Source organism: Kyrpidia spormannii, from assembly GCF_002804065.1.
GTDB lineage: Bacteria > Bacillota > Bacilli > Kyrpidiales > Kyrpidiaceae > Kyrpidia > Kyrpidia spormannii.
The window spans coordinates 13,789-38,215 of the sequence record NZ_CP024955.1; the positions used below are offsets into that span (position 1 = coordinate 13,789).

Sequence of the window (24,427 nt, forward strand, 5' to 3'; positions counted from 1 at the left end):
GTCGGGTGACAAGAGCGGAGGGGAAACACCTGTCACCATTCCGAACACAGAAGTGAAGTCCTCCAGCGCCGATGGTACTTGGGCCGCAGGGCCCTGGGAGAGTAGGACGTTGCCGGGCGCGTTCCCGCAAGCCCCGCAGGATCTTTCCTGCGGGGCTTTGTTCTACCCGGGTGCCCTTGACACCGCAGAGGAGTTTGCTACACTGGCCATAATATCCACGACCGCAACCATTGGGGGTATCAACATGTGGCACCGGAAATTTGAAAAAGAGGGATTGACCTTTGACGACGTTCTCTTAATTCCTGCTAAATCAGAGGTTCTACCGAGCGAAGTCGATGTGAGCACCCGCCTGACCCGGGAGATTCGGCTGAACATCCCTTTGATGAGCGCCGGAATGGATACGGTCACCGAAGCGAAGATGGCTATCGCCATGGCCCGGGAAGGGGGCATCGGAATTATCCATAAAAACATGTCGATCGCCAAACAAGCTGAGGAAGTCGACCGGGTCAAACGTTCGGAAAGCGGCGTGATCACCGATCCGATTTATCTCACTCCCGATCACAGCGTGGCTGAAGCGGAACAACTGATGGCCAAGTACCGAATATCCGGTGTACCCATCGTCGATGAAAAGGGCCGCCTCGTCGGCATTATTACAAACCGCGATCTCCGCTTCGAACAAAACCACTCCCGCCTTATCGCCGAGGTCATGACGAAAGAAAACCTCGTCACAGCCCCCGTCGGTACAACCCTCGAAGAAGCGAAGCGCATTCTTCAAGAACACAAGATTGAAAAGCTGCCCCTGGTAGACGAACAGTATATTCTTCGGGGATTGATCACGATTAAAGACATTGAGAAGGCCCGCCAGTTTCCCAACGCGGCCAAGGATGCCCGAGGGCGTTTGTTGGTGGGCGCAGCGGTGGGGGTGTCGAAAGATACGTTTGAGCGAGTAGAAGCGTTGGTGTCGGCGCACGTGGACGTTATCGTCGTCGATACGGCCCACGGCCACTCCAAAGGAGTATTGGACACCGTCAAGGCCATCCGGCACAAGTACCCGGATCTACAGTTGATCGCTGGGAACGTGGCTACTGGGGAAGGAGTGAGAGATCTTATCGAGGCGGGGGCCGATGCAGTCAAAGTTGGCATTGGACCCGGGTCGATCTGTACCACACGGGTGGTGGCCGGAATCGGGGTGCCGCAAATCACAGCGATTTATGATTGTGCCGCCGTCGCCCGGGACTACGACATCCCCATCATCGCCGATGGAGGCATTAAATATTCCGGTGACATTACGAAGGCGATTGCCGCCGGAGCTGATACCGTCATGATCGGAAGTCTCCTCGCAGGGACCGAAGAGAGCCCCGGGGAGATCGAAATTTATCAGGGAAGGAGTTTTAAAGTCTACCGGGGCATGGGATCCCTGGGGGCGATGAAAGAAGGCAGCAAGGACCGGTATTTCCAGGAAGATGCCAAGAAGCTGGTGCCAGAGGGAATTGAGGGGCGGGTACCTTACCGGGGCCCCTTGTCCGAAACGGTATACCAGCTGATCGGCGGCCTCCGAGCGGGAATGGGGTACTGCGGGGTACGCAACATTCACGAGTTGAAGGAGGATACGCGGTTTATCCGCATCACTGCCGCCGGTCTTCGGGAAAGCCATCCCCATGACGTTCAGATCACTAAAGAGGCTCCCAACTACAGCGTGTGAGAGCCCCCATAACACCACAGTCTAATCCCCCGCCTATCCTCGCGATCGTCTCACAGGGTAGGCGGTCTCTTTACTTTTGCCGTTGTACGCAGATGTGGTTGCGGGGTATAATTTCGCCCATTACGGGGACGAGCGTGGTATAATGACTCCGGATGTGAAGGATCCTGATCGTGGAGGGCGAAGTGGTGGGACGTATACAACGCCGCTGGTTTGTAGGATTTGTCGCGGTTGTCGTGTTTTTGGCCGCCGTGGTGGCGGGAATGCCGATGAAGGGACAGGCCGACGGGGTAGTCTGGCCGGCACCGCCGCATTTGACAACGCCTTCAGCGGTGTTGATGGACGCGGCGACGGGCCAGATTCTTTATGAAAAAGGCGCTGACGACAAACGGTACCCCGCCAGCATGACGAAGATGATGACGCTGTACCTGACTTTTGAGGCCATTCACGATGGTAAGGCACACCTCGACGACATCGTCCCAATTTCACAAAATGCCTACAACACTGGCGGGTCAGAGGTGTATCTCGATCCCCGGGAAAAGTTTACGCTGAAAGACATGATTACCTTTGTGGCTGTACATTCCGCCAATGATGCCGCTGTGGCGATCGCGGAATATGTGGGTGGGAGTGTCGGACAGTTTGTTAAGAGGATGAACGAAAAAGCCCAGGAGTTGGGACTTACACACACGCATTTTGTGAATCCCGACGGGCTCCATGATCCGAATCATTATACAACGGCGAGGGATATGGCCGTATTGGCGAGGGATCTGATTACGAAGTACCCCGAGGTTCTGGATTATACCAAGATTCATGACATGTGGATCCGGAACCACACTTTTGACGTATCGGCCACAAATAATCTCCTCGGTAAATATCCCGGCATGGACGGGTTGAAGACAGGTTTTACGGACCAGGCGGGGTACTGCCTTACGGCGACGGCCCAACAAGGCGGGGTGCGGCTCATTTCTGTGATCATGAAAGATCCGGATGATCAGAGCCGTCAAAAGGACACCACTGCCTTGCTCGATTACGGCTTCAAGAATTTTACGCCCCTGCCGCTGCTAAAACCTGGAGATCCATTGGATGTAAAGGCAGAAGTGCCCGACGGAGTCATCGAGTCTTTATCGGTGACCACTCAGGTCCCCTTAGCGCCCCTGGTTCCCGAGGGGACGAAAGCGGACGCTTTGGTGCGAACGGTAGAATGGACACCTGGCCTCAAAGCCCCGGTGGCTCAGGGCCAACAGGTGGGCACCGTGTCATACCGCCTCGGGGATCAGCAACTGCTTCAGCTGCCCCTTTACGCTCTGGAGAAAGACGATAAGGCGGGATTCATCCGCATGATGTTTCGTGGGTTGATCCATTTCGTCACAGGAGCGGTGGAGAGCGTCTTCAAGCGTCTATGAAAGAAGGGTCGACATGCAAGAAGCGGTGGTGTGGAGTGTGTTGGGCATCGGACTGAGCGCCGTTCTGCTGTTGGTGATTTTGGCCGGTGGATTTTTCATGTTTCGGGCTTTTCTTCGGAAGATGGCCCCAGACCAAAACCGGCCCCGGGATGATTGATGAATTCGCGCCGCCCGGACAACCGGACGAATGGTTTTCCATTGATACGAAGGGGATTGTGACGTATGATATATAGATGACGCAGGTCACAGATAGGAGGCGCCAAGGATGGTGGAAGTGGGAACGTCCCGCGTGAAACGCGGTATGGCGGAGATGCAAAAGGGCGGCGTCATCATGGATGTGGTGAACGCTGAACAGGCGAAGATCGCCGAGGAAGCGGGCGCGGTTGCCGTCATGGCATTGGAGCGGGTTCCGGCGGATATTCGGGCGGCCGGTGGCGTGGCCCGCATGGCCGATCCGACGGTGATCGAGGAAGTGATGAACGCCGTTTCCATTCCGGTCATGGCGAAAGCTCGGATTGGGCATTACGTCGAAGCCAAAGTTCTGGAAGCACTCGGCGTGGATTATATCGATGAGAGCGAAGTGCTTACTCCGGCGGATGATAAATATCACATCAACAAAAAAGAGTTCACCGTCCCCTTTGTTTGCGGCGCCAGGGATCTCGGGGAAGCCTTGCGGAGGATCGCTGAAGGGGCATCGATGATGCGAACCAAAGGGGAGGCGGGGACCGGGAACATCGTGGAAGCCGTCAAACACATGCGGACAATGATGGGCCAGATTCGCAAAGTCCAGAATATGTCCGAGGATGAGCTCGTGGCCGAGGCGAAGAATCTCGGTTGTCCCTATGAACTTCTCCTCGAAGTGAAGCGGCTCGGGCGGCTGCCCGTGGTCAATTTTGCGGCTGGCGGCGTGGCGACTCCGGCTGACGCAGCACTGATGATGCATCTTGGGGCGGATGGCGTGTTTGTAGGATCAGGTATTTTCAAATCGGAAAACCCTGCAAAATTTGCCAGGGCCATCGTGGAAGCCACCACTCATTACACGGATTACAAGTTGATCGCTGAACTGTCGAAGGGCCTCGGGGCTCCCATGAAGGGCATCGAATTGTCTACTCTGGCAGAGACCGAGCGCTTGGCCGTGCGGGGTTGGTAACCGTGAAGATCGGCGTTCTCGGGCTTCAAGGAGATGTGCATGAACACCTGGAAAGGTTGCGGGATGTGGGCGTCGACCCCGTGATTGTTAAGAAGCCGCAGGACCTCGCTGAGCTCAGGGGATTGATCCTACCGGGGGGCGAGAGCACGACGATCGGAAAACTAATGAGGAAATATGAGTTGCTCGAGCCCATCCGGGCAATGGGCCAGAATGGCATTCCACTATATGGAACGTGCGCAGGGATGATCCTGCTGGCTCGGGAGATTGAGGGTGGCGAAGAACCGCATCTCGCCCTAATGAACATTCGCGTGGCTCGGAATTCCTTTGGGCGCCAAAAAGATAGTTTTGAGACAGATCTCTCCATTGAAGGCATTGCAGGGCCGCCGTTTCGCGCCGTGTTTATCCGTGCGCCGCACGTAACCTCCGTGGGGGACGATGTGGAGGTGATGGCAGCCTTCAACGGCCGGGTGGTGGCCGTGCGACAGGGCACTTTGCTGGCCACTTCTTTTCACCCGGAGCTTACCGATGATCCTCGCGTCCACGAGTATTTCGTGGAGATGTGCAGAAAAGCGGGGCTGCCAGTGGGCGGTACAGATTCTCGACTGTAATCAGCGGCGCTTTGCGCCGCAATCGTGGACAGGTGGCCGAGAGGTTGAAGGCGGCAGTCTTGAAAACTGCAGAGGGGAGACCCTCCGTGGGTTCGAATCCCACCCTGTCCGCCAAGACATTCTCAGTTGTAACGCGGATTTCGTGTTTTCATGGAATCCGCTGTTTTTATTGCTTGCGGGTGCTTCCTGCCCGTGTTTTGGCCTTCGTGGGAACCGTGGAGACCATGGTATGATCAAGGGGGTGTTCAGGCGGGAGACGGGTCTGAGATGGTTATCGTACGTCCTTCCCGCCGTCTTGCTGGGTACTGGATTGACGGCGATTGGCGGCCTTGGACCGCTGAAGGGCCTCTAGGTCTTCGTGATCGGCACTATCCCGGGAAAACTCGACATCCTCAGCCTCAGCGATACGAGTGGTATTTCGGTGTGGACCAAAAGGAGGATGTTCGTTGCCTTGGGATCTGTGATAGACATGGGGATGTTTTCCGTGGTTGTGCGGCATGATGGACCCTCCTTCCCGTGACATTAAAGTTAAAATGGCGCCTGGAAGGTCTCGTTATGCGTTTGGCGTGTTTTGCGTGTTCCTCTGATCTTCGGGTACTTGGCGGGCATGACGAGTCCGCTGTCGCCTCCAGATGAACACACCAAGTCCGACGATTACCACTGGCGCCACGATGTACCAGTAACGTGCGATCGAGGCGGCGACGGGGTGGACCAAGGTTGTGAGGGTGCGGCCCAGGACAAGAAAAGTCACGGCCCATAGGATAGACCCAATGACGGTGTACAGGGTAAAATCAAACCAAGAAATGCGACCGATTCCCGCGAGGTAAGGGATCACCTGTCGCACCCCGGCGATATATCGGCCGAAGATCAACATGAGGATTTTATACCGATTCAACCAGCGTTCTCCCTTGACCATGTGTGCAGGCTTGATGCCGACCCAACGACCGTATTTTAGAAGCACATGCCGCCCCAAGTAACGGCCAATGGCGTAGGCGATGACGGAGCCGATCACGGAGCCCGCGGCCACTGCCGTGACGGCGGGGATGAGGTCAAGTTTTTTGGCCGCGATCAGCGTGCCGGCGAGGGTTATGATGGTCTCACTGGGAGTGGGCAAGATCGGGTCCAGTACCATGAGCAGGAACAGACCCCAGTAACCGTAGGCCATTAATGAAGAGATCAACGCATCCATCCGGGCACCGCCTTTGCGAGGATTATCCCGCGTTCAACTGCGTTCTTTGCTCGTCCGGCGTACACATCCTCTCAGATTTCGGACGAAAATGCAACTATCCGCGCGGAGGGGTGTACAATCGCAAGGATCACGTATTGGTGAGGTGTAACGATTGTCCAGTTTGTTGTCTGCCATATCCGATTTCACGATTCAACTCGTCCAGTCCTATGGTTACCTGGGAGTTTTTATTGGCATGACTCTGGAGAGCGCCTGTATTCCCCTGCCCAGTGAAGTGATCATGCCCTTTGCGGGGTACATGGTTGGGCGGGGATACCTCAATCTCGGCTGGGTGATTCTCGCCGGTACGGTCGGGAATGTGGTTGGCTCCTTGATTGCTTATTACGTCGGCATCAAGGGCGGTCGAGCTTTTCTCGAAAGGTACGGGCGGTACATTTGGATCCACCATCGGCACTTGGACCAAGCAGACCATTGGTTCGCCCGTCGGGGCGAAGTGACCGTTTTCGTCGGGCGCCTGCTTCCCGCCATCCGGACTTTTATCTCCCTGCCGGCCGGAATTGCCAGGATGCCCGTGGGACGGTTTATTCTGTACAGCGCCGTAGGGTCCCTCCCTTGGGTGTGGGTGTTGGCTTTGGTGGGGGTGAAGCTTGGGGAGCATTGGGAGTCGATCCAGCATTACACGCACCCGCTCACCCTGGCAGTGGGAGTGGTGGTGTTGGCAGCCATCGTTATTTTTGTGGTGCGGGCAAAACGAAAACAACGATGACGAAGCACGATACGACGAACCGGGCGATTCAAATCGTTGGACTGGCGGTTTTCGCCGGCTTGGCGGTGGCCGTGCAGAGCGGATGGACCAAGGGTTTCGACTGGGGCGTATTGATTTGGTTGCGGAGTCACGCCTCGCCCACGCTGACTTGGGTGATGAAAATCATCACCGATCTTGGTTCCTGGGTGGTCGTCGTGCCGGTTTCGGTTCTGGTTGCGCTATGGCTGTACAGCGATAGGGAACGCCGAGGTGATTTTCCGTTCTTTGTTCTTGCAGTGGCGGGAGCCAGTTTGTTAAACGGGCTGCTCAAATGGGCCTTTCAGCGCCCCAGGCCGGGATTCGGTCTAGTAGAGGCGGCGGGGTACAGTTTTCCCAGCGGCCATTCGATGGAAGCCTTCTCATTTTACGGGTCAGTGGCGATACTCCTTTGGGGATACGCGCGATCTCGGCGGGCCAAAGTGATGCTTGCCGGCAGTGCAGCGGTCCTGGTGGCCGCCGTGGGTCTCAGTCGGATGTACCTCGGGGTCCATTATCCAAGCGACGTGATCGGTGGTTTTATTGCTAGTACCATCTGGCTGAGCCTATGTGCCCAGTATGCCCGGGGGCGCCGGGATTCCGGGCGCCGGGCGGTGGAATGAAACGCTTGATTTGAAGAGATCCGGGCGAAAGGGAGTAATGGGGGGCGGATTGTGAAACTTCTCATCGCATTGATCGTGTTTGCCGGTTGCCTCACTGTACAACGATTGGCGCTACACCGCCGGGCCTTTGGCAGGTCGTTGTTTATCACCGCTATGGGCTTTTTGACATCGGTGATTGTAGGGATCTCTCCTTATCCCCCGGCAAAATACGTCTCACAAGGGCTTTTTTGGGCCACATGGGTCTTTATTGGGTTTATGACGGTGGTCTCAATTCTGCGTCTGCGCCATCGGCATTGAGGGCGGATCCTTGCGTGCCCGGGCCGGTGTGTGCGCGGTTTGGCAGGACCTGCCCAAAAGAGAAATCCCCGGGTGCCCTTGGGTACGGTGCTGTTGCGGATGGCGAGGCGCGGATTCCTTGAGAAAGGTGCTCTTGGCGTGATATAATGGATGATGGCCAATGTGGAGAGATGGCCGAGCTGGTCGAAGGCGCTCCCCTGCTAAGGGAGTATACCCCAAAAGGGTATCGAGGGTTCGAATCCCTCTCTCTCCGCCAAGCCTGACTGCGGCCCTCCGAAGCCGCAGTCGAGGTTCATGCGCCCGTAGCTCAGGTGGATAGAGCGGTGGTTTCCTAAACCGCGTCTTGCGGGGGTTCGAGTCCCTCCGGGCGCACCAGCGAGAGGCCGCAGCCGCAACGTTTAAAGGGAGGTAGTTCCCCACACAAAAAGCCGCCCCGCCTGACGCGCGGAGCGGCATCGATCACCGTTGCAGAGGTGGGGCATCCGAAACGGATGTGACTCAGGTGGTTGTTTCGCGTGGCAGGATCTTGACCGTCGCGGCCCGGGCCCGCGAGCCAATCATCGGAGCCAGATACGGACTGCTACGGTATTTCGCCCGGTAAGCGTCATCGATGAGGTCGTTGATGGGCCCATCGACAGGTTCGAACGTCACTTCCTTCGTCATGCCGGCGACGGTGATCCGCCCCGCCTTCTGCCGTAGCGCAGCCTGGTACCAGCGAGAAGCCTTCCCGTTGTAGGCGCGCACATACACAGCGTCGCCGACGACAACGGACCAGATCCAGGTCGGGGTGCCGTAGGTCACCCCGTCTTCGCGAAAGGGTGAAATATGCAAGTCATCCGCCTCAGCGATTTTACACAGCTCATCCTCAGACCAAGTGCTCATGTATCGGCCCTCCTTGATTTACCGGGAGCGGTGCAGAAGCATCATACGTCGCCCTGTCCTAACGCCGATATTGTTCATCGCTCACCTTTTCCATCCAATCGGCATTCTTGCCGTCAAGAGATTCCTGAATGGCAATGTGTGTCATGCTCGTCGTTGGCGATGCACCGTGCCAATGTTTCTCACCGGGCGGGAACCAAACCACATCACCCGGTCGAATTTCTTCAACCGGACCGCCCCATCGCTGTACCCAGCCGTAACCTGCGATCACGATGAGGGTCTGACCCAACGGATGGCTGTGCCATGCCGTGCGTGCGCCGGGTTCGAACGTGACGCTCGCGGCGCTGACGCGCGCCGGTGCAGGTGCCTCCCACAATTTGTCCACTCGCACATTGCCGGTGAAATACTCCGACGGCCCTCTACCGGAAGGCTGTGAACCCGCTCGTTGAATTTCCATAACAAACCCCTCCTTTTCGTTCACACTCAGTTTTCCGGAATGACTTCGTTGACGCAGTTCCAGCATTGACCCTCTTAGGGAAGACATTTTAGCCAGGTTGGAGGATCAGTGAGTGTCAGTACGGGCCTCGCGGCTTTACGGGATCAGCAGTGCCTTGATCGCGCGACGCTCGCTCATCGCCCGGTAGCCCTCTGCCACCTGATCGAGCGGAAGCCTCAGGTCAAATACCTTGCCGGGGTTGATCTTCCGGTTCCACACCAAGTCAATCATTTCCGGCAGGAAGCGACGAACCGGGGCTGGGCCGCCGTGAAGGTGGACATGGGCAAAGAACAACTCCTGTCCATCGAGTTCTACCCCGTGCGGCACGCCCACGTAACTCACGTACCCGCCCGGGCGGGCCGACCGGATCGCCTGCATCATCGCCTCCTGCGTGCCCACACACTCCAGTACCGAATGAGCACCAAGCCCGTCGGTCAAGTCCTTGATGCGCGCCACGCCCTCGTCACCGCGGTCGGGTACGATGTCCGTCGCACCGAATTCGCGGGCCAGCTTCTGCCGTGCCGGATTCCGGCTCATGATGATAATCCGCTCGGCCCCCATTTGCTTGGCCGCAATCACCGCACACAAGCCAACCGCGCCGTCCCCCACGACGACGACCGTCTTGCCCGGCTTCACGTTCGCTGCGTCCGCTGCGAACCAGCCTGTCCCCATGACATCAGACAAAGTCAACAGGCTCGGGATCAGGTCGTCAGGCGGAAGATCCGGAGTCGCGACGAGCGTACCGTCCGCAAGCGGCACGCGCAGCCGGGTCGCCTGCGCACCTCCCACGAACTCCCTGTGCACACACGACGACTGGTAGCCGTCATGACAGATTGCGCAGGTGTTGTCCGACGCGAAGAACGAACCGATGACAAATTGGCCCGGCTTGACCGATTTGACGGCGCTTCCGACTTCCTCGACGATCCCGCAATACTCATGCCCCATCGGGGTTGGCTGCGTGACTGGATTGATCCCACGATAGTCCCACAAGTCGGACCCGCACACACAGGCAGCGACAATCTGGATGATGGCATCGGTCGGCTTCAGGATCTTCGGATCGTCAAGCTCCTCAAAACGGACATCCCCTGGGCCATACAGGACAGCACCTTTCACGAGCGGACTCCCCTTTCGTTGAGATTTTCCTGGAAGGGCGTCTCAAAAACCCCGACCCTGTAGGCCGATTCGTTCAGCCTTTCAGGCTCAACATTGATTGTTTAATCAACACACGTTTATAATCATAACCAGACATCGAACACGCGCAATCGTTAAATGCACACCGTTTGTCGATTAATCAACACATGAGATGATATTGTTCATGACTCTATGGATGGGGTTGGTGATTCTCACTGTGTCGAAGGTCGATAGAAGAGTCCTCAAATCTCGCGAGGCGATAAAAAATGCGGTGCTCGAACTGATGTCTGAAAAAACCTTCGACGAAATCACGATTCAAGATATCGCGGACAGAGCCAATGTGAACAGAGGCACCATCTACCTCCATTACACCGACAAATTCGATCTGCTGGATAAGCTCATCGAAGAGCACATCGAAGAGATGCGCAACATCGCCGCGTGGGCGTGTGAACTGGATTGGATCGAGGCGACGAGGATCTTCTTCGAGTACTTCGAGAGCCATTATCTGTTCTTTTCAACCATGTTGGCCAGCAAAGGTGCGCCGTCCTTTCGCAGTCGATTCCTCGAATACCTGATTGGATCGTTTCGGAGTGAATTGCATAAAGAAGGAACAAAGGACCAGCGCATCGATGAAGATGTGATGCTTAGATTTATCGGAACTGCCTACGTAGGGGTCGTGGAGTGGTGGATCACCACGGGCATGCCGTATTCACCCGCGGTCATGGCAGAGCAAGTGGGATTGTTGTTGGAAAGGCATTTCTAAACCCATCCAAGCTATGCCATATCAACAGCGGAGCAACGACACTTCATCAGGTGTTAACTGAATCGAAGGAGCAGCCACCGCATCTTCTCTGATCTTCAATTGAGTCCCTGTAACGCCTTAGAGTAGCTGCCGAAACCGGCCAGTAGAGCATTAAACATCAAATTTCAAGTTACTAAGAGATTTCACAGTTTCGGGATCGGTATGGGAAAGGAACAAGCTCTGTTTGGTATCCAGCGTCGCAATCGTCTGCATGTCGGCCTGGCTCAACTCAAAGTCGAAGACATTAAAGTTCTCGATGATCCGTTTTTTATGCACGGACTTCGGAATCACAACAATGTTTCTTTGGATTAACCAGCGCAAGACAACCTGAGCAACGGATTTGTTGTACTTTTCCGCGATCGAAACCAAAACTGCATTCTGGAATAGATTGTTCCTGCCTTCCGCAAAGGGACCCCAGGATTCGATTTGAACACCGTGCTGCTTCATAAACTCAGCGCTCTCGATTTGCTGGCAGAAAGGATGCGTTTCAATCTGATTTACAGCAGGCACGACTTCATTGTGGATGATTAAATCGACCAGGCGATCCATCTGGAAATTGCTCACACCAATGGCTCTGATCTTGCCCTCGCGATACAATTCCTCCATCGCGCGCCAAGATCCATACACATCACCAAACGGCTGGTGAATGAGATACAAATCCAGATAATCGAGACCCAATCGCTTAAGGGATTTTTCAAATGCCTTCTTTGTGCGGTCATAACCTGTGTCCTGCACCCAAAGTTTTGTAGTTACAAAGATTTCTTCTCTGGGCACACCGCTTCGCTGAATTGCTTTGCCGACCGCCTCTTCATTTTGATAAGTGGCAGCCGTATCAATCAGACGATAGCCGGTCGTCAAGGCCTCATAAACACACTGTTCGCATTCCTGTGCGTCAGGAACCTGATAAACGCCAAAACCGAGGATCGGCATCTCAACACCATTGTTCAAAATCACCTTTTGCATATAAATCCTCCTGATTTTCAGCCCGTTGACATCCGTCAGGGCGTGGTTTACAAGTTCAAGTTGCTTGAACTACAATGAGCGTACAACCTTCGAGTAACACGAAGTCAAGCTGGCGAACAAAATCTTGAGGTGTTGTACGATGTACACTGTGAAAGAAGTCGCTAGACTGCTTGGTCTGACGGAACATACCGTTCGCTTCTATACCGATAAGGGACTGGTCCCTAATGTACAGCGTGACAGCCATAATAACCGTCTTTTCGACGACAAGTCGTTGGATTGGCTCACGGGCGTAAAATACTTGAAACAATGCGGAATGTCAGTAAAAGACATCAAAAGGTACGTCGATTTGTGTTTGGAGGGCGATTCCACCATTCAGGAACGCTACGAAATCATTTTGAAATATAAATCCGCTGCTTTGGTGCAGTTGGAGGAAGCAAAACGAAGAGCGAAATACATGGAGGACAAAGCCAATCACTACCTGAACATTATCAACCACGTGATCCCAGACGATACAAATCCCGGGAAGTGGGGAGAAAAAGCAAACGCAAAAGTAAACGCAAAGGCACCATCAAAGAATCACGGGCGCCAGCATGAGTTGCAATGCCAATAAAAACAGGAGGCAGGCCATCGAGTCCTGCCTCGCTGTTCGGTCCCAAGGTTAATACACGGGTTGCTGACTCGTTCCCGACTTCGGGTTTTGCCCTGCGGTCACCTGTCCAACCTTGAGCAGCCATTGGCTGTGAATCGAGCCATCCTGGAATTCGTGACAGACATGGATGAATACAGTTACTTTTGCTAGATGGTCAGGCACGCAGCGCCTGTGACGGGCGGGCAGTGAGCCGCACGTGGCGGCGTGCCGATATCCCCTGCTGAGCGTGCTCGCACCCATCGCACGCAAGAAACCCCGGGGTCTTCTCGATATGGACCACTTGCAACGCGGAGAGCGCAGATTGTCCGTCCGCCTACCAACTTCGAATCGGCGGCGAACTCGGCGGCGGTGTTTGGATCATATCCACCAATGGCACGGTGTACACGATGAGCACCAAAACGCCTGTAAGGGCGATCCACAAAGGCCAACGCTCGAGAATCATGGGGGTCGGGTGGGACTTGTCTTTCACCTCTCCAATCGGGAATTCGGCAGGAGTGTCCAGGCGCGGGGCAAACCACCACAGGTAGATCATCGCGCCGAGGAACAGCATAATGGAGAGAAACAGGAAGATACCCGACATCCCCATGACCGGCCAGTACGGCAGCCACGGTTGGACAACAGGGTTGTCGTTGTACGTGGTGAACGCCGTGCGCCGGGGTTCTCCCAGGAGTCCGACGATGTGCATGGGAACGGCGTTTAACAGCATGCCGATAAACCAGAGCCACGCTTGGAAAATGCCCAGGTTATTGACCCGCCACGTCAGCTTTCGGTTGGTGAGGGCCGGGACCAGCCAGTATGCGATGCCGAAAAAGGTTAGGGTCACCGCAGACGACAAGGTCATGTGAAAGTGTCCCGTTACCCACAAAGTGTTATGAATGACTTGGTTAAGCTGGTAACTGGCGTTCACCACTCCTCCGGCTCCACCGGGGATGAACATCACCATGCCGAGAAACGGGGCGAAGAACCGGACATCTTTCCACGGGAGTTTGCGGAGCCATGCGAATCTCCCCGTCGCTCCCTGAGCCCGGCCAGCCATTTCGAAGGTGGCGAACATGGCGAACACGGTCATCAAAGACGGGACCACGACAGTCAGGGTGAGGGCGGCGGCGAGGATTTTCCACCCATTCGCAATCCCCGGTTCGTTGAACTGGTGATGAAATCCAACGGGGATCGAATAGAGGATGAACAAGACGAAAGTCAATCGCGGCAGAGAATCACTGAATAACTTGCCCTTGATGATTTGGGGGATGTTCACGTACCAGTATATGTAAGCCGGCAACAACCAGAAATACACCAAGGGGTGTCCGAAATACCAGAACAGGGTGCGGCTCAGTTCCACGTTCACCCGAGGAACCCAACCAAAGGCCATGGGGATCAATTGAAAGAGCACTTCAATGGCGACCCCCAGGGTGGCGATGATCCACAGGATCATCGTCGCAACAGACATGTAGGCGAATAACGGAGACACCTGACCCCGGTGCTGCCGCCGCCACCGGGCGTAGGCCGTGAAGATTGCCACTCCCCCGAGCCAGCTTCCCACGACGACCAGCGCCATCGCGACATAAAACCACGGAGAGGCTTTCAGCGGGGCGTAAAAGGTGTACAACACCGTGGCCGAGTTGTTCAGAATGCTGACCGTGCCCATGGCGGTGCCCACCACCATCATGATCCAGCCGATCCACGCCCAAACCCGGTCCACGGTATGGAGTCGGCCGCCCAGGGTCTTGGCCGTCCCGGCGAGAAGAAATCCAATGATAAACAGCGTGGTGAAAATCAGCGCCAGGGCCACACCGTGCAGCGTGAGCAACTGGTAATAACCCACAGCGTCCGGCCATTTTATGTATCCGGTGCGCTGCAACCCCTGCAGCATTCCGGCCGCCGCACCCAGCAGCAAGGCGATAAAAGCAACCCCCAAGTGGGCGAGCACAAGAACCCGATCCCCCCGTTCAAAGGCGAAGACTGGAGCCCGGGTCGTTCCTGTTTCTACAGCACTTTCGCTCATGGCTGCTCCTCCTCGACAGAGATTACTGGACGACGAATCGACCGAGCATCACTTGATGTCCGCTGCCACAATACTCATTGCAGACGATCACCCGGTCCATTTTATTGCGGAAAGTGGCCGTGTACTCGGTGATGTGACCGGGGACCACCATGAGGTTCACATTGGTGCCCGGAATTTCAAAGCCGTGAACCACATCTGGGCTCGTCACCTCAAAATGCACCGTGGAACCCGCGGGCACCGTCACATTGTTCGGCTGGTACATAAACATTTGGGCGATCATGACGGCGCGGTACTCGTTCGGTCCCACCTGATAGAGACCGGGTTTGTCAAAGGGTGGGGTGGTTCGCACCGCGTCCGGGGCGATGGTTTTCATTTGCCCGGGGTTATGAAATCCCCAGACCAGCGCCATGAGCAAGATGATCGCAAAGAATACCACCAAGGATGCCCCGCCGATCATCAACCAGATCCGTTCCGAGCGGGGCAAATCGATATTGAGCATCGAGGTTTACCTCCCTATCCACTCAGCCTTGTGACGTAAACGCCGAACATGACAAACCACAGGATCACAATAAACGCTCCCACCACGAGGGATGACAAAATCGTGTCCTGTAGATTCTCTTCGTTTTTTTCCACCTTCTGCATATCCTTTTTCAAGTCCTCATCCACACCGTCCTCACCCCTTCTCTCAGGGAATACCACCTCTTTCTGGAAGTATGTCCTGTCGCCGCAATGTTCATCCGGGGATCGGTTGCGCTCCCGATGATGGCAGACATGGCGTAAAATAATCGCAAAAGAGGTCACTCGCCGGACTGAGAACTGGAAAAACGTTGTCGGGTTGGTCTGGTCAGAGCGGTTTAAGGAACGCAGGAGTGAAAAAACCTTGTGATTTCACGGGGTGACTGGCTCTCTGGCTTCCGGGCCGGGTGAGGCGGAAGACCCGCGCCCGGCCCCGGTGCCCGTGATGCTTCAGCGTTGCGATTCCCACCATTTTAGATAGGGATACGGGTCGATCGCCTGCCAGGATCCGGAGGTTTTATACATCCCAAAGTGCAGGTGGGCCTCGAATTTCCCGGAAGTCCCGACGGGACCGTATCCGGTGTTCCCCACGTATCCGATCAGTTGACCCTTCTTGATCGTCGCACCTTTAACCATCCCTCCGGCATATCCAGACATATGGGCGTAATAAAAAACGGTGGATCCGTCGACCCGAACGGTGAGTCGCCAGCCCCCCAGTTCACTCCACCCCTGGTTGATAATCGTCCCCCCTTCGGCGGCGTAAATGGGGGTGCCCAGAGGGGCCACGATGTCTATGCCATCGTGGTTGCGGGTGGTGGTACCTGACGGGGACCAGGTTCGAATCGCGCCAAAATTGTCAGTAAACCCTGAGTAGGAGCCCTTGGGCAATGGGAAGACGCCATCTTGATAGGCCGGGGGCATGCGAACCGTCGGGGTCGAAGCGGGGGCCGTGGATCCCAGATTGCTGCTGGGACCGGAAGGAATCTTTAGGATTTGGCCGGGGTAAATCAGGTCTCCGGACAGATGGTTCGCAGCTTTAACCGCCGCCACCGAAACATGGTATCGCTGGCCGATTTTCCAAAGGCTGTCGCCCTTGACCACGGTGTATGTGCGGCTGTTCCCTGGGATCTGAAGGTTTTGCCCGGGGTAAATCCATGTACTTGTCAGATGATTGACTTGCATTAACTGGGCGACAGATACATGGTGGGCTTGAGCGATTTTCCACAAGGTGTCACCAGGTTTTACCGTATAAGCCAGAGCCGGAGTCGGAAGGAGCAGGGCGCCGGTGAGAACGGCGGCAATCAACCGACCTTTCATCCTGAGACCTCCTCGTCCTTTTCAATTCCTACTGTCACTCTACTGAAGTCGGATCGGTTTGTGAATATACAAATATTGGGTTGTAACGGGCGTCCGGTCTTCTCCCGGACGGCATCGTCGGTCCTGCCACATGGGTTGCCCTGGGAATCGGACAAGTGGAGTGGGGGGCGGATGTGGGGGGTGGATGGCCTTGAAGGCCGGCTTCGGCCGGCCGAGGGCCAGCCGGCCGCGCCGGGCTTTCGTCAGGGATGGGCGTGCCCCGTTCTGCCGCGGTAGTGATGGGTGTGGGGCGGACGACCGTTGACCGTGCTGACACCGGCGAATAGGTGGTAATGACCGCCTCCGGGCAGAGGCACGGCGGGACCTGTGCGCCCTTGTAAGACGTGGGTGTGGCCTTGATTCAAGGTGGTCACCGTGTAATAATCGTGGGTGTGGGGGACACCGCTCGGAGCGGGGCCCGTGGTGCCAGCGTAACGATGTCGATGACCGGCGTCGAAAGATGTGATTCCGGCGAAATCGTGGACATGCGGTGGCCGGCCGTCCCATTCGATCAAATAGAGCTCGTGGGTGTGGTCTTCATTCCTCGGTTCTCCAGATGTGGGCGGATCGGCGTGGTACAGGATGCCGATGACCGGTTGTTTCATGAACAGCCCTCCTTTCCTCTGCTCACTGTATGGACGGAAGGGAAAAACGGCCGGGCCAATCGGCCGGGCGGCGGTGGAATTTGCTCACTCAATCAAGGTCTGAACGCTCGGCTTTGTGCCCGCCAGGCAGGGGGCCGGGCAGCCAAGGATCACCGGCCGTTGCACGGAGTGCCCAGATTGTGATATAGTAGTAGAACGGAAGGTGGGATTCAGCTTTTGCCAGACACCCCGCGGGATTTGCAGTACATGGAGCGCGCCCTGCAACTGGCCGCATACGCAGGGGAGATGGGTGAAGTGCCCATCGGTGCGGTGGTGGTGGCAGGCGGACAGATCCTCGGAGAGGGTTGCAACCTTCGGGAGATGTGGAATGATCCCACAGCCCACGCGGAGATGGTGGCCTTGCGGCAAGCGGCCCAAGCGGTCGGTGGCTGGCGACTTTCGGGCACCACGTTGTATGTGACCCTGGAGCCATGTGCCATGTGCGTGGGTGCAGCTGTCTTAGCTCGGGTGGAACGGGTGGTTTTTGGGGCGCCTGATCCGAAAGCGGGAGCGTGCGGATCAGTGCTCCAGGTGGCTGACGCGCCCCTGAATCATCGACTCAAGGTGGAGGGTGGCGTTCTTCGGGAATCCTGTTCCGACCTGCTAAAACGGTTTTTTCGTGAACTGCGCGCGCGGGAGAGGCCGCAGGCTGGCCATTCTTCAGTTCTTTCCTTTGATGACCCACCGCGGAGAGATGTCTGAGTGGTCGAAAGAGCTCGCCTCGAAAGCGAGTAGCCCTTCACGGGGCTCGTGGGTTCGAATCCCACTCTCTCCGCCATTGTTATTCCCCAGGGTACCCCTACAAGCCGGCGGTAGATCGACTATGGAGAGATGTCCGAGTGGTCGAAGGAGCACGATTGGAAATCGTGTAGGCGGCAAAACCGCCTCGTGGGTTCGAATCCCACTCTCTCCGCCACTGGATCTGCCGCGCTAGGCGGGGAGGTAGCGGTGCCCTGAACCCGCAATCCGCTAGAGCGGGGTTGAAGGCTTGTCGTGAGGTGTGCGTCATGGAGGGTCGGCACCGGCCTCGGAGCGTCGACGACCGGGTCCTGCGCGGCGGGTCCTTCCGAACCGTGTCAGGTCCTGACGGAAGCAGCACTAAGGAAGATCGCCCGGGTGCCGCAGGGCAGCCTGGTCCGAGCCACCCGCCGGTGATACGCCTCGGTGCGCACATCGAAGACAAGGGCGCGGCAGATCCAGGGAATCCTCCTGCCCCACAGGGCGGGAGGATTTTTTGCGTCCTCGTAGAACTGTACACGTACGGCGACCGGGAATGTGCGGCCCGGGATCGCTATAGGGCGGGGAGGGACGTGGCTTGTTTCACCGCGAAGGCTGGATCGAACGAAACATCGAACTCCTCCCGTTTCCGGCCTGCCTCTTGGACAGCGGCGGCGCACTCCTGGCGGCGAGTCGGGCGCTGGAAGATGCAACTCGGCAGCCCGAAAACCATCCGGCAGAGAAGGGTCCGGAATCTTCAAACGCCGGGAGGGACGGTTTGGCGGCCGATATGGTCCGCTACGAAAGAACCACTGAGGACGGGAATCGCGTGTACTTGTATGTTTCAGATGACGCCATCACCTGGGACCTGTGGCTGTGGGAACTTGTTCAGCCCATTATCGGGGAGATGGCGATGGGCGTTATTTTGACCGATGTGGATCTGAGGGTGCGGGCGACGAACAGCACAGCTGTGAAGATGCTGCACTTGAAAGCCGATGACGCCATTGGGCGGGTCCTTTCCGAGGCTGTTCCCGAACTCGGCCTGGTGTTGCGTCCCGTTGCCCACAAGATCGCCGCGGAAGGTGTGCGAAACCTTCTTTTTGATGCTGAAATCGACGGGCAGATCCAACACTGGTTGCTGGATTCTCATGTTTTGCCGGGTTTTTTATCTCCGGAGGGATCTCACGAAAAAAGAATCGTGTTTTTCCTGAAGGATCTGGGGGAACGGTTCGAAAACCAGCTTCAGCGACAGGAAAAGCTCGCCACGGTCGGCAAGATTGCCGCTGGCATTGCCCACGAAATTCGCAATCCCCTGACTTCAATTAAAGGCTTTTTGCAAATCATGCGAGAGAATTTCATCCGCTCCCATATGGATAAGGAATTTCAGTACACTGAGGTTATGTTGGCGGAGATCGATCGGGTCAATGAGTTGGTCGGGGAGTTGCTGTTGTTATCGAGACCCCGGGATATAAAACTGGCATCCATGGAAGTGGAAGAACTGGTTACGGGTTTGGCCCCACTTATCAGCAGTGAAACCCTTCTGCACGACATTGAATTTCATTTGTGTATCAAACCCGTTCCGAAAGTGTTGGCAGACCCTGAGCTGTTGAAGCAGGTCGTTCTGAACCTCGTGAAAAATGCGGTGGAAGCGATGGAACACGGCGGCACGTTGACCCTATGTACCGACGTGGACCGGGAAGAAAATCTCGTTCGGATTGATGTACAAGACACGGGTCCCGGGATTCCCGCTTACGCGATGGATCGCATTTTCGATGCCTTTTTTACGACCAAAGAAAACGGGACTGGCTTGGGGCTGCCCATTTGCCAACGGATTATCAGCGATCTGGGGGGTATGATCCGGGTTTCCAGTAAAGGATACGGGACCACGTTCAGTGTTCTGCTGCCCGCCTACGAGCCGTAGGGGGCACGCGATTCCCGGCGGGGCACTGGTCTGGATACCCCGCATATGGTAGTGTATTCGCAGACGGCTATTGTCGATCGGAAGAAAGCAAAGAGGTGGGGACCTTTGGCCTATCTCGCACTCTATCGCGAATGGCGGCCACAGTTGTTCGCTGATGTCGTTGGGCAGCCCCATATCGTTCGCACGCTGCAAAATGCGCTGCGCACCGGGCGGCTGGCCCACGCATATTTGTTTACAGGTCCTCGCGGCACTGGAAAAACCAGCGTTGCCAAGATCCTTGCCAAAGCGGTGAATTGTGAACAAGGGCCCGGCGAGGAACCGTGCAACCAATGCGATGCCTGCCGCGGCATCATGGACGGTTCGGTGTTGGACGTGGTAGAGATCGACGCCGCCTCGAATCGGGGCATCGATGAAGTTCGGGAACTTCGGGAACAAGTTCGGTACGCCCCTACCCAAGTGCGTTATAAAGTATATATCATCGACGAAGTCCACATGTTGACCCCCGAGGCGTTTAATGCGCTGTTGAAGACGCTGGAAGAGCCGCCGGAGCACGTCATCTTTATCTTGGCGACCACAGAACCGCACAAGGTGCCCGCCACCATTATGTCCCGGTGTCAACGGTTTGCCTTTCAGAGAATCTACGCCGGAGACATGGCGGAGCGGATGAAATCGATCCTGGCCCACAAGGGGAGGCAGGTCGAAGACAAGGCATTGTGGCTCATTGCCCGGGCGGCTGATGGGGGGCTCCGGGATGCTTTGAGCATGTTAGACCAGGCCCTTTCTTTCAGCGATGATGTGCTGCGCGAAGGGGATGTGCTGGCCCTTCTCGGCCGCCTGCCCGAGCGGGCTTTGATGCCGGGTGTTGAAGCTCTGGCGGCGGGCCGAACCGCCGATGTGCTGATATGGGCGAGGGAGCAGCTGGACCATGGTTTCGATGTCGGGCCACTGGTGGCGACACTTTTAGATGCGCTGAGGGACATTCTGTGGATGCGAACGGCGCCGGACCATCCTGAGGTTCGGGAGCGGGCCCAGTTTCAGCCGGAATTGAAAGCTTTGGCTGACCGGATGGAACCCGAACGGATTCTGGTTTGGATGGAAGAGCTAAACGGTCTGCAACAGCAGATGCGTTGGTATGGGCAACCCAGGATGTTGCTGGAGCTCACCTTGGCCAAACTCTGCACCCTTTCCGGGGAGAATGCCCAGATGGAAACAGGTGGAAGTAGTGCCAGCATAACCGCCGACAAGTCTTTGGCGGCATCAGAGTGGGCTGCTCGGGTAGAGCGATTGGAACGACAGGTCGAACGGTTGACCCAGGCCCTGCGACAGAAAGGGGATGTTCCGGGGTCCGTGCCCGCAGACCCCTTGGTGCCTCCCTTCTCTTCTTTGCCCAGCTTTGCGAAACGCGAAGGCTCACAGGCCGACGCAAGGGACAGGGGAGAACGGGGTTCTCGCGCGCCTTCGGTTTCATCCCCGCCATCCCCGGGTGTACCCTCTGCGGTCGGGGATCTCGAACCGGATGGCGGGGATCGGCCAGCCGCCGGGCCACCGGAGACGAGGAGAAATGGGTCAGGTGTCGGGCGCCCTTCGGCGGGTGAAAGGCCGGAGTCGCCGGGCCCCACGCCTTCGACACAAGGGCAGGCCCAGGGAGCAGCTTGGGAAATGATCCGTCGGCAACTCGATATCCCCGGGGTTGAACCCGTGCGTGCCCGTTGGCAAGAGGTGCTCGACGAAGTAAAGCGTAAACGCGTGACCACGCAAGCCTGGCTTTTAGATGGGGAGCCGGTGGCCCGGTCGGGTTCATGGCTGATCGTGGCTTTCAAGAACCAGATCCACCGGGAAACTGTCATGAAACCGATGCACCGCACGGCCATCGAAGAGGTTTTGCAGGCGCTCTTCAATGAATCCATGCAACTCTATGCGGTGTCGGTTCAAGTGTGGGAACAGGAGTTGGCGGAGAGGGAACAGGCGGCCGGCGTCGTTTCTCGCAGTTCGGGGAAGGGCGGAGGAACCGGCGGATCGGAAGGCGGAAGTGATGATCCCCTGGCGCAGCTGGCGGCCCTTTTTGGGCAAGATCGAATTGAGATCATCGGGGAGGAATGAGCATGAAAAACATGAACCAATTGATGAAACAGGCAAAGAAGATGCAGGAAGAGATGATGAAAGCTCAGGAGGCTTTAGGGGAAAAGACGGTGGAGGGATCCGCCGGGGGCGGCGCGGTGACGGTGGTGGCTAACGGACACAAGCAAATTCAGTCGGTGGTCATTCGTCCGGAAGCGGTAGACCCCGATGATGTGGAGATGTTGCAGGATCTGGTGCTCACGGCGGTGAATGACGCCTTAAAAAAAGTCGATGATTTGGTGGCGGGGGAACTCAGTAAATACACCCGGGGGTTCAACATGCCAGGGTTATTCTAAGAGGGTGCGAAGTGCGGTGAAACGACAATGGTGAACTTTCCGGAACCCATCTCGCAGCTCATCGACGGGTTCATGAAATTGCCGGGAATCGGTCCTAAGACCGCTCAACGCTTGGCTTTTCACGTTCTCCGGATGCCCGACGAAGATGTCCTGCACCTATCCCAGGCCCTGGCGGCGGTCAAAAAGGACCTCCGGTATTGCCGGATCTGCTGCAACATTACCGATGTCGATCCTTGTACCATTTGTCGAGATGAGTTGCGGGATCACCGGGTGATCTGCGTGGTTCAGGATCCCCGGGATGTCGCGGCGATGGAGCGCACCCGGGAATACCATGGGGTATATCACGTGCTTCACGGGGCTATTTCCCCGATGGAAGGGATTGGCCCCGAGGATATTCGAGTGAAAGAATTACTGGAACGCATGAAGAACGATTTACCGAAAGAGTTGATTCTCGCCACAAACCCCACCGTGGAAGGGGAAGCGACAGCGATGTTTTTAACTCGGCTGGTCAAACCGCTGGGGGTGAAGGTGACCCGGATCGCCCGGGGGTTACCCATGGGGGGAGATCTCGAGTATGCGGACGAGTTGACGCTGTCCCAGGCCCTGGAAGGCCGCCGAGAAATTTAAGCCCACAGTCATAGGAACCGCACGCGGCTTCTATACATCCTTAGTGAGGACAGGCCAGCGCATTCGATATGAGTGTGGTGGCCGGCGGGAGGGGATGGGATGAAGCCGATTTTGCGGTGGGCCCAGTGTAAAAGGCGGACCCGGGAGGGGAATGATGCGGAACGGGAGCGGGCGGAACTTCTTCTAGAGATTCGGCGGACCCGGGACGAATGGATGAGAGCCCAGCATTTGTTGGATAATGTGGTCGAGCCCGAGTTGATCGACCACGCTATCTACGCCGTTCAGGCCGCTCAACGCAAGTACGAATATTTGATGAAGGTTGCCCGAAAACAACACCTCTCCGTGCCGCCGGAAGAAGGTCTGGTCCGGGGTGCCGCCCGGACCTCGTCGGCGGATTTCCAGGGACATGACGGGGTGACGGCCCGCTCCAAAGGCCGGTAAGGGAGGCGTGTCGCCCATGGTGGAGTATCCCATCACCCGGGCTGAGAATGGGAAAAAATTGCATCGGTTTTTGCGTCAAAATTTACCAGGATTGCCGCTCAGCGGGGTGTACAAATGGATCCGGGTGGGCCGGGTGAAGGTGAACCGGAAAAAAGGCAAACCGGATTTGGTGCTTCACGAGGGCGACACCGTCCAACTGTTTGTATCCGACGAGGAGTACGCCGCCTTGCGGCGCCGGGGGCCGAAGTTTCAGGGCGTTCCCCGGACCTTCGAGATCCTGTATGAAGACGGCGATCTTCTGGTTGTGAATAAGCCCGCGGGACTGCTGACCCATCCGGATCGGCAGGAGCACCGGGATACGTTGATCAATCGGGTCCTGGCTTACCTTTATGATAAAGGCGAATGGGACGGGCGGGCTTTCGCACCGGCGGCGGCGAACCGACTGGACCGCAATACCAGCGGAATCGTGTTGATCGGTAAACATGCCCAGGCCCTGAGAGAACTCGCCGATGAAATTCGCGGGCGCCGGGTGGACAAACGTTATTTGGCTTTGGTCCACGGCCGTATTGAGACCCCGGGTACGCTGAAACAAGCGTTGATTCGAGATCATGAGAAAAACCGAACGCGCCTGGCCAGGGAAAGGCGCGGACGGCACGGCGTGGCACCGGAGACCTTGGAAGCCGAAACCCGGTACCGCCCGCTGGCCGTGGCGGAGAGGTTGACGCTTTTGGACATTACATTGCTGAGCGGGCGGACGCATCAGATTCGAGCTCATCTCGCTGGAGTGGGTCATCCCTTGGTCGGGGACATCAAATATGGAGGAAAACCTTTACGGGGCTTGCGGCATCAGTTCCTGCATGCCTACGCATTGACTCTTGCCGATGGGCGGAGGTTCGTGGCCCCGCTGCCCGCGGAGTTACGAAAGTTGCTGGAGTCCTTTGGGCTTCCCACAGATCTTCCGGCCGAGACTTCGACGTCCACGTGACCATCCCCGCTCAAAAAAAGCACCCGGCGAACCGAGTGAGGCGGTTTCACCGATCGGGGACCGGGAATTTTTATGGGCTGAACTTGACACCAGGTCATAAAACTCTACAATAAGAGCCATGAACGATCAAAGGGGGA

At 56.7% G+C, this 24,427-nt stretch carries 28 protein-coding genes, 5 tRNA genes, 1 rRNA gene and 1 other RNA gene; 24 read left to right on the forward strand and 11 right to left on the reverse strand.

Features of this window, described 5'->3' with window-relative positions:
- Nucleotide 1: 1 nt before the first annotated feature.
- The 7 genes from rrf to CVV65_RS00075 all read left to right on the forward strand — a co-directional run bounded on the left by rrf (nucleotide 2) and on the right by CVV65_RS00075 (nucleotide 4,974).
- A 5S ribosomal RNA gene (rrf, locus tag CVV65_RS00050) occupies nucleotides 2–118 on the forward strand.
- 126 nt (nucleotides 119–244) lie between these two features.
- Nucleotides 245–1,702 (forward strand): IMP dehydrogenase, encoded by a 1,458-nt coding sequence (gene guaB, locus CVV65_RS00055; protein ID WP_100666441.1) that lies wholly within the window; start codon nucleotides 245–247, stop codon nucleotides 1,700–1,702.
- 185 nt (nucleotides 1,703–1,887) lie between these two features.
- Nucleotides 1,888–3,102: a D-alanyl-D-alanine carboxypeptidase family protein gene (locus CVV65_RS00060; RefSeq protein ID WP_133121172.1), complete on the forward strand. Its 1,215-nt coding sequence runs from the start codon at nucleotides 1,888–1,890 to the stop codon at nucleotides 3,100–3,102.
- Between the two features lie 13 nt (nucleotides 3,103–3,115).
- Nucleotides 3,116–3,259 carry a hypothetical protein gene (locus tag CVV65_RS16630; RefSeq protein WP_157935316.1) on the forward strand — a complete coding sequence of 48 codons (144 nt, stop codon included), beginning with the start codon at nucleotides 3,116–3,118 and terminating at the stop codon, nucleotides 3,257–3,259.
- A gap of 108 nt (nucleotides 3,260–3,367) precedes the next feature.
- A complete protein-coding gene (gene pdxS, locus CVV65_RS00065) occupies nucleotides 3,368–4,252 on the forward strand; it encodes a pyridoxal 5'-phosphate synthase lyase subunit PdxS (RefSeq protein WP_013074086.1) in 885 nt (294 codons plus the stop codon).
- Nucleotides 4,253–4,254: 2 nt separating this feature from the next.
- Nucleotides 4,255–4,860, forward strand: a complete 606-nt coding sequence (gene pdxT / locus CVV65_RS00070; RefSeq protein ID WP_100666443.1) for a pyridoxal 5'-phosphate synthase glutaminase subunit PdxT — start codon at nucleotides 4,255–4,257, stop codon at nucleotides 4,858–4,860.
- A gap of 26 nt (nucleotides 4,861–4,886) precedes the next feature.
- Nucleotides 4,887–4,974, forward strand: a tRNA-Ser gene (locus CVV65_RS00075).
- 157 nt (nucleotides 4,975–5,131) lie between these two features.
- On the opposite strand, the gene CVV65_RS17355 is transcribed toward CVV65_RS00075, so the two are convergent.
- On the reverse strand, nucleotides 5,132–5,383 hold the full coding sequence (locus tag CVV65_RS17355; RefSeq protein WP_407928369.1) for a YfhD family protein: 252 nt from the start codon (nucleotides 5,381–5,383) through the stop codon (nucleotides 5,132–5,134).
- 30 nt (nucleotides 5,384–5,413) lie between these two features.
- The gene (locus CVV65_RS00085; RefSeq protein WP_100666445.1) at nucleotides 5,414–6,049 is read right to left on the reverse strand and encodes a DedA family protein; all 636 of its coding nucleotides are present in this window, start codon (nucleotides 6,047–6,049) and stop codon (nucleotides 5,414–5,416) included.
- A 151-nt stretch (nucleotides 6,050–6,200) separates the two neighbouring features.
- Between CVV65_RS00085 and CVV65_RS00090 the strand changes: the two genes are divergently transcribed.
- From CVV65_RS00090 to CVV65_RS00110, 5 genes are all read left to right on the forward strand, one after another.
- Entirely contained in the window at nucleotides 6,201–6,812 is a 612-nt protein-coding gene (locus tag CVV65_RS00090; protein ID WP_100666446.1) for a DedA family protein, read from the forward strand.
- On the forward strand, nucleotides 6,809–7,450 hold the full coding sequence (locus tag CVV65_RS00095; RefSeq protein ID WP_100666447.1) for a phosphatase PAP2 family protein: 642 nt from the start codon (nucleotides 6,809–6,811) through the stop codon (nucleotides 7,448–7,450). Before CVV65_RS00090 ends, CVV65_RS00095 begins: the two co-directional genes overlap by 4 nt.
- Nucleotides 7,451–7,501: 51 nt before the next feature.
- Nucleotides 7,502–7,747: a hypothetical protein gene (locus CVV65_RS00100; protein WP_013074091.1), complete on the forward strand. Its 246-nt coding sequence runs from the start codon at nucleotides 7,502–7,504 to the stop codon at nucleotides 7,745–7,747.
- A gap of 164 nt (nucleotides 7,748–7,911) precedes the next feature.
- Nucleotides 7,912–8,003, forward strand: a tRNA-Ser gene (locus CVV65_RS00105).
- Between the two features lie 40 nt (nucleotides 8,004–8,043).
- Nucleotides 8,044–8,122 (forward strand) — tRNA-Arg (locus CVV65_RS00110).
- Nucleotides 8,123–8,245: 123 nt separating this feature from the next.
- Here CVV65_RS00110 and CVV65_RS00115 read toward each other — a convergent pair.
- The 3 genes from CVV65_RS00115 to CVV65_RS00125 form a co-directional block, all read right to left on the reverse strand.
- The gene (locus CVV65_RS00115; protein ID WP_100666448.1) at nucleotides 8,246–8,629 is read right to left on the reverse strand and encodes a DUF2255 family protein; all 384 of its coding nucleotides are present in this window, start codon (nucleotides 8,627–8,629) and stop codon (nucleotides 8,246–8,248) included.
- Nucleotides 8,630–8,687: 58 nt separating this feature from the next.
- A complete protein-coding gene (locus tag CVV65_RS00120) occupies nucleotides 8,688–9,083 on the reverse strand; it encodes a (R)-mandelonitrile lyase (protein ID WP_100666449.1) in 396 nt (131 codons plus the stop codon).
- 135 nt (nucleotides 9,084–9,218) lie between these two features.
- Nucleotides 9,219–10,235, reverse strand: a complete 1,017-nt coding sequence (locus CVV65_RS00125) for a zinc-dependent alcohol dehydrogenase family protein (RefSeq protein WP_100666450.1) — start codon at nucleotides 10,233–10,235, stop codon at nucleotides 9,219–9,221.
- A 235-nt stretch (nucleotides 10,236–10,470) separates the two neighbouring features.
- On the opposite strand from CVV65_RS00125, the gene CVV65_RS00130 reads away from it, so the two are divergent.
- Nucleotides 10,471–11,016 carry a TetR/AcrR family transcriptional regulator gene (locus CVV65_RS00130; RefSeq protein ID WP_100669065.1) on the forward strand — a complete coding sequence of 182 codons (546 nt, stop codon included), beginning with the start codon at nucleotides 10,471–10,473 and terminating at the stop codon, nucleotides 11,014–11,016.
- Nucleotides 11,017–11,166: 150 nt separating this feature from the next.
- Here CVV65_RS00130 and CVV65_RS00135 read toward each other — a convergent pair whose 3' ends face one another.
- Complete coding sequence (locus tag CVV65_RS00135; RefSeq protein ID WP_100666451.1) at nucleotides 11,167–12,018, reverse strand: aldo/keto reductase; 852 nt, start codon at nucleotides 12,016–12,018, stop codon at nucleotides 11,167–11,169.
- Between the two features lie 139 nt (nucleotides 12,019–12,157).
- Between CVV65_RS00135 and CVV65_RS00140 the strand changes: the two genes are divergently transcribed.
- Nucleotides 12,158–12,628 (forward strand): MerR family transcriptional regulator, encoded by a 471-nt coding sequence (locus tag CVV65_RS00140; RefSeq protein WP_100666452.1) that lies wholly within the window; start codon nucleotides 12,158–12,160, stop codon nucleotides 12,626–12,628.
- A 352-nt stretch (nucleotides 12,629–12,980) separates the two neighbouring features.
- Here the strand turns inward: CVV65_RS00140 and CVV65_RS00145 are convergent, their stop codons facing one another.
- The 5 genes from CVV65_RS00145 to CVV65_RS00165 all read right to left on the reverse strand — a co-directional run bounded on the left by CVV65_RS00145 (nucleotide 12,981) and on the right by CVV65_RS00165 (nucleotide 17,146).
- On the reverse strand, nucleotides 12,981–14,669 hold the full coding sequence (locus CVV65_RS00145; RefSeq protein ID WP_100666453.1) for a b(o/a)3-type cytochrome-c oxidase subunit 1: 1,689 nt from the start codon (nucleotides 14,667–14,669) through the stop codon (nucleotides 12,981–12,983).
- Nucleotides 14,670–14,691: 22 nt separating this feature from the next.
- Nucleotides 14,692–15,168, reverse strand: coding sequence for a cytochrome c oxidase subunit II (locus CVV65_RS00150; RefSeq protein WP_352139904.1), 477 nt, complete (start codon nucleotides 15,166–15,168; stop codon nucleotides 14,692–14,694).
- A 14-nt stretch (nucleotides 15,169–15,182) separates the two neighbouring features.
- Nucleotides 15,183–15,335 carry a hypothetical protein gene (locus CVV65_RS16635; protein ID WP_157935317.1) on the reverse strand — a complete coding sequence of 51 codons (153 nt, stop codon included), beginning with the start codon at nucleotides 15,333–15,335 and terminating at the stop codon, nucleotides 15,183–15,185.
- 300 nt (nucleotides 15,336–15,635) lie between these two features.
- Nucleotides 15,636–16,502, reverse strand: a complete 867-nt coding sequence (locus tag CVV65_RS00155; protein WP_100666454.1) for a M23 family metallopeptidase — start codon at nucleotides 16,500–16,502, stop codon at nucleotides 15,636–15,638.
- A 242-nt stretch (nucleotides 16,503–16,744) separates the two neighbouring features.
- Nucleotides 16,745–17,146 (reverse strand): YmaF family protein, encoded by a 402-nt coding sequence (locus tag CVV65_RS00165; RefSeq protein WP_100666455.1) that lies wholly within the window; start codon nucleotides 17,144–17,146, stop codon nucleotides 16,745–16,747.
- A gap of 216 nt (nucleotides 17,147–17,362) precedes the next feature.
- On the opposite strand from CVV65_RS00165, the gene tadA reads away from it, so the two are divergent.
- From tadA to CVV65_RS00215, 10 genes are all read left to right on the forward strand, one after another.
- Entirely contained in the window at nucleotides 17,363–17,887 is a 525-nt protein-coding gene (tadA, locus tag CVV65_RS00170) for a tRNA adenosine(34) deaminase TadA (RefSeq protein WP_232796662.1), read from the forward strand.
- Nucleotides 17,874–17,963 (forward strand) — tRNA-Ser (locus tag CVV65_RS00175). Before tadA ends, CVV65_RS00175 begins: the two co-directional genes overlap by 14 nt.
- A gap of 47 nt (nucleotides 17,964–18,010) precedes the next feature.
- A tRNA-Ser gene (locus CVV65_RS00180) sits at nucleotides 18,011–18,101 on the forward strand.
- Between the two features lie 9 nt (nucleotides 18,102–18,110).
- An RNA gene (gene ffs / locus CVV65_RS00185) (signal recognition particle sRNA large type) lies at nucleotides 18,111–18,376 on the forward strand.
- A gap of 124 nt (nucleotides 18,377–18,500) precedes the next feature.
- Nucleotides 18,501–19,823 (forward strand): two-component system sensor histidine kinase NtrB, encoded by a 1,323-nt coding sequence (locus CVV65_RS00190; protein WP_100666456.1) that lies wholly within the window; start codon nucleotides 18,501–18,503, stop codon nucleotides 19,821–19,823.
- Nucleotides 19,824–19,928: 105 nt separating this feature from the next.
- Nucleotides 19,929–21,923, forward strand: coding sequence for a DNA polymerase III subunit gamma/tau (gene dnaX / locus CVV65_RS00195; protein WP_407928397.1), 1,995 nt, complete (start codon nucleotides 19,929–19,931; stop codon nucleotides 21,921–21,923).
- A gap of 2 nt (nucleotides 21,924–21,925) precedes the next feature.
- Nucleotides 21,926–22,237: a YbaB/EbfC family nucleoid-associated protein gene (locus CVV65_RS00200; protein WP_100666458.1), complete on the forward strand. Its 312-nt coding sequence runs from the start codon at nucleotides 21,926–21,928 to the stop codon at nucleotides 22,235–22,237.
- A gap of 30 nt (nucleotides 22,238–22,267) precedes the next feature.
- Nucleotides 22,268–22,864, forward strand: coding sequence for a recombination mediator RecR (gene recR, locus CVV65_RS00205; protein WP_100669068.1), 597 nt, complete (start codon nucleotides 22,268–22,270; stop codon nucleotides 22,862–22,864).
- A 99-nt stretch (nucleotides 22,865–22,963) separates the two neighbouring features.
- Nucleotides 22,964–23,305 (forward strand): YaaL family protein, encoded by a 342-nt coding sequence (locus CVV65_RS00210; RefSeq protein ID WP_100666459.1) that lies wholly within the window; start codon nucleotides 22,964–22,966, stop codon nucleotides 23,303–23,305.
- Nucleotides 23,306–23,321: 16 nt separating this feature from the next.
- Nucleotides 23,322–24,290, forward strand: a complete 969-nt coding sequence (locus CVV65_RS00215) for an RluA family pseudouridine synthase (RefSeq protein ID WP_100666460.1) — start codon at nucleotides 23,322–23,324, stop codon at nucleotides 24,288–24,290.
- Nucleotides 24,291–24,427 lie beyond the last annotated feature (137 nt).

Excerpts from the sequence above, each read along its gene's own strand:
- CVV65_RS16630 (WP_157935316.1), top strand. The coding sequence starts at position 3,116 with ATGCAAGAAGCGGTGGTGTGGAGTGTGTTGGGCATCGGACTGAGCGCC.
- CVV65_RS00140 (WP_100666452.1), top strand. The coding sequence starts at position 12,158 with ATGTACACTGTGAAAGAAGTCGCTAGACTGCTTGGTCTGACGGAACAT.
- CVV65_RS00145 (WP_100666453.1), bottom strand. The coding sequence starts at position 14,669 with ATGAGCGAAAGTGCTGTAGAAACAGGAACGACCCGGGCTCCAGTCTTC.
- guaB (WP_100666441.1), top strand. The coding sequence starts at position 245 with ATGTGGCACCGGAAATTTGAAAAAGAGGGATTGACCTTTGACGACGTT.
- CVV65_RS00150 (WP_352139904.1), bottom strand. The coding sequence starts at position 15,168 with ATGCTCAATATCGATTTGCCCCGCTCGGAACGGATCTGGTTGATGATC.
- CVV65_RS17355 (WP_407928369.1), bottom strand. The coding sequence starts at position 5,383 with ATGTCACGGGAAGGAGGGTCCATCATGCCGCACAACCACGGAAAACAT.
- CVV65_RS00095 (WP_100666447.1), top strand. The coding sequence starts at position 6,809 with ATGACGAAGCACGATACGACGAACCGGGCGATTCAAATCGTTGGACTG.
- CVV65_RS00155 (WP_100666454.1), bottom strand. The coding sequence starts at position 16,502 with ATGAAAGGTCGGTTGATTGCCGCCGTTCTCACCGGCGCCCTGCTCCTT.
- CVV65_RS00135 (WP_100666451.1), bottom strand. The coding sequence starts at position 12,018 with ATGCAAAAGGTGATTTTGAACAATGGTGTTGAGATGCCGATCCTCGGT.
- CVV65_RS00115 (WP_100666448.1), bottom strand. The coding sequence starts at position 8,629 with ATGAGCACTTGGTCTGAGGATGAGCTGTGTAAAATCGCTGAGGCGGAT.
- CVV65_RS00215 (WP_100666460.1), top strand. The coding sequence starts at position 23,322 with ATGGTGGAGTATCCCATCACCCGGGCTGAGAATGGGAAAAAATTGCAT.
- CVV65_RS00200 (WP_100666458.1), top strand. The coding sequence starts at position 21,926 with ATGAAAAACATGAACCAATTGATGAAACAGGCAAAGAAGATGCAGGAA.
- CVV65_RS00120 (WP_100666449.1), bottom strand. The coding sequence starts at position 9,083 with ATGGAAATTCAACGAGCGGGTTCACAGCCTTCCGGTAGAGGGCCGTCG.
- CVV65_RS00210 (WP_100666459.1), top strand. The coding sequence starts at position 22,964 with ATGAAGCCGATTTTGCGGTGGGCCCAGTGTAAAAGGCGGACCCGGGAG.
- CVV65_RS00085 (WP_100666445.1), bottom strand. The coding sequence starts at position 6,049 with ATGGATGCGTTGATCTCTTCATTAATGGCCTACGGTTACTGGGGTCTG.
- pdxS (WP_013074086.1), top strand. The coding sequence starts at position 3,368 with ATGGTGGAAGTGGGAACGTCCCGCGTGAAACGCGGTATGGCGGAGATG.
- CVV65_RS00165 (WP_100666455.1), bottom strand. The coding sequence starts at position 17,146 with ATGAAACAACCGGTCATCGGCATCCTGTACCACGCCGATCCGCCCACA.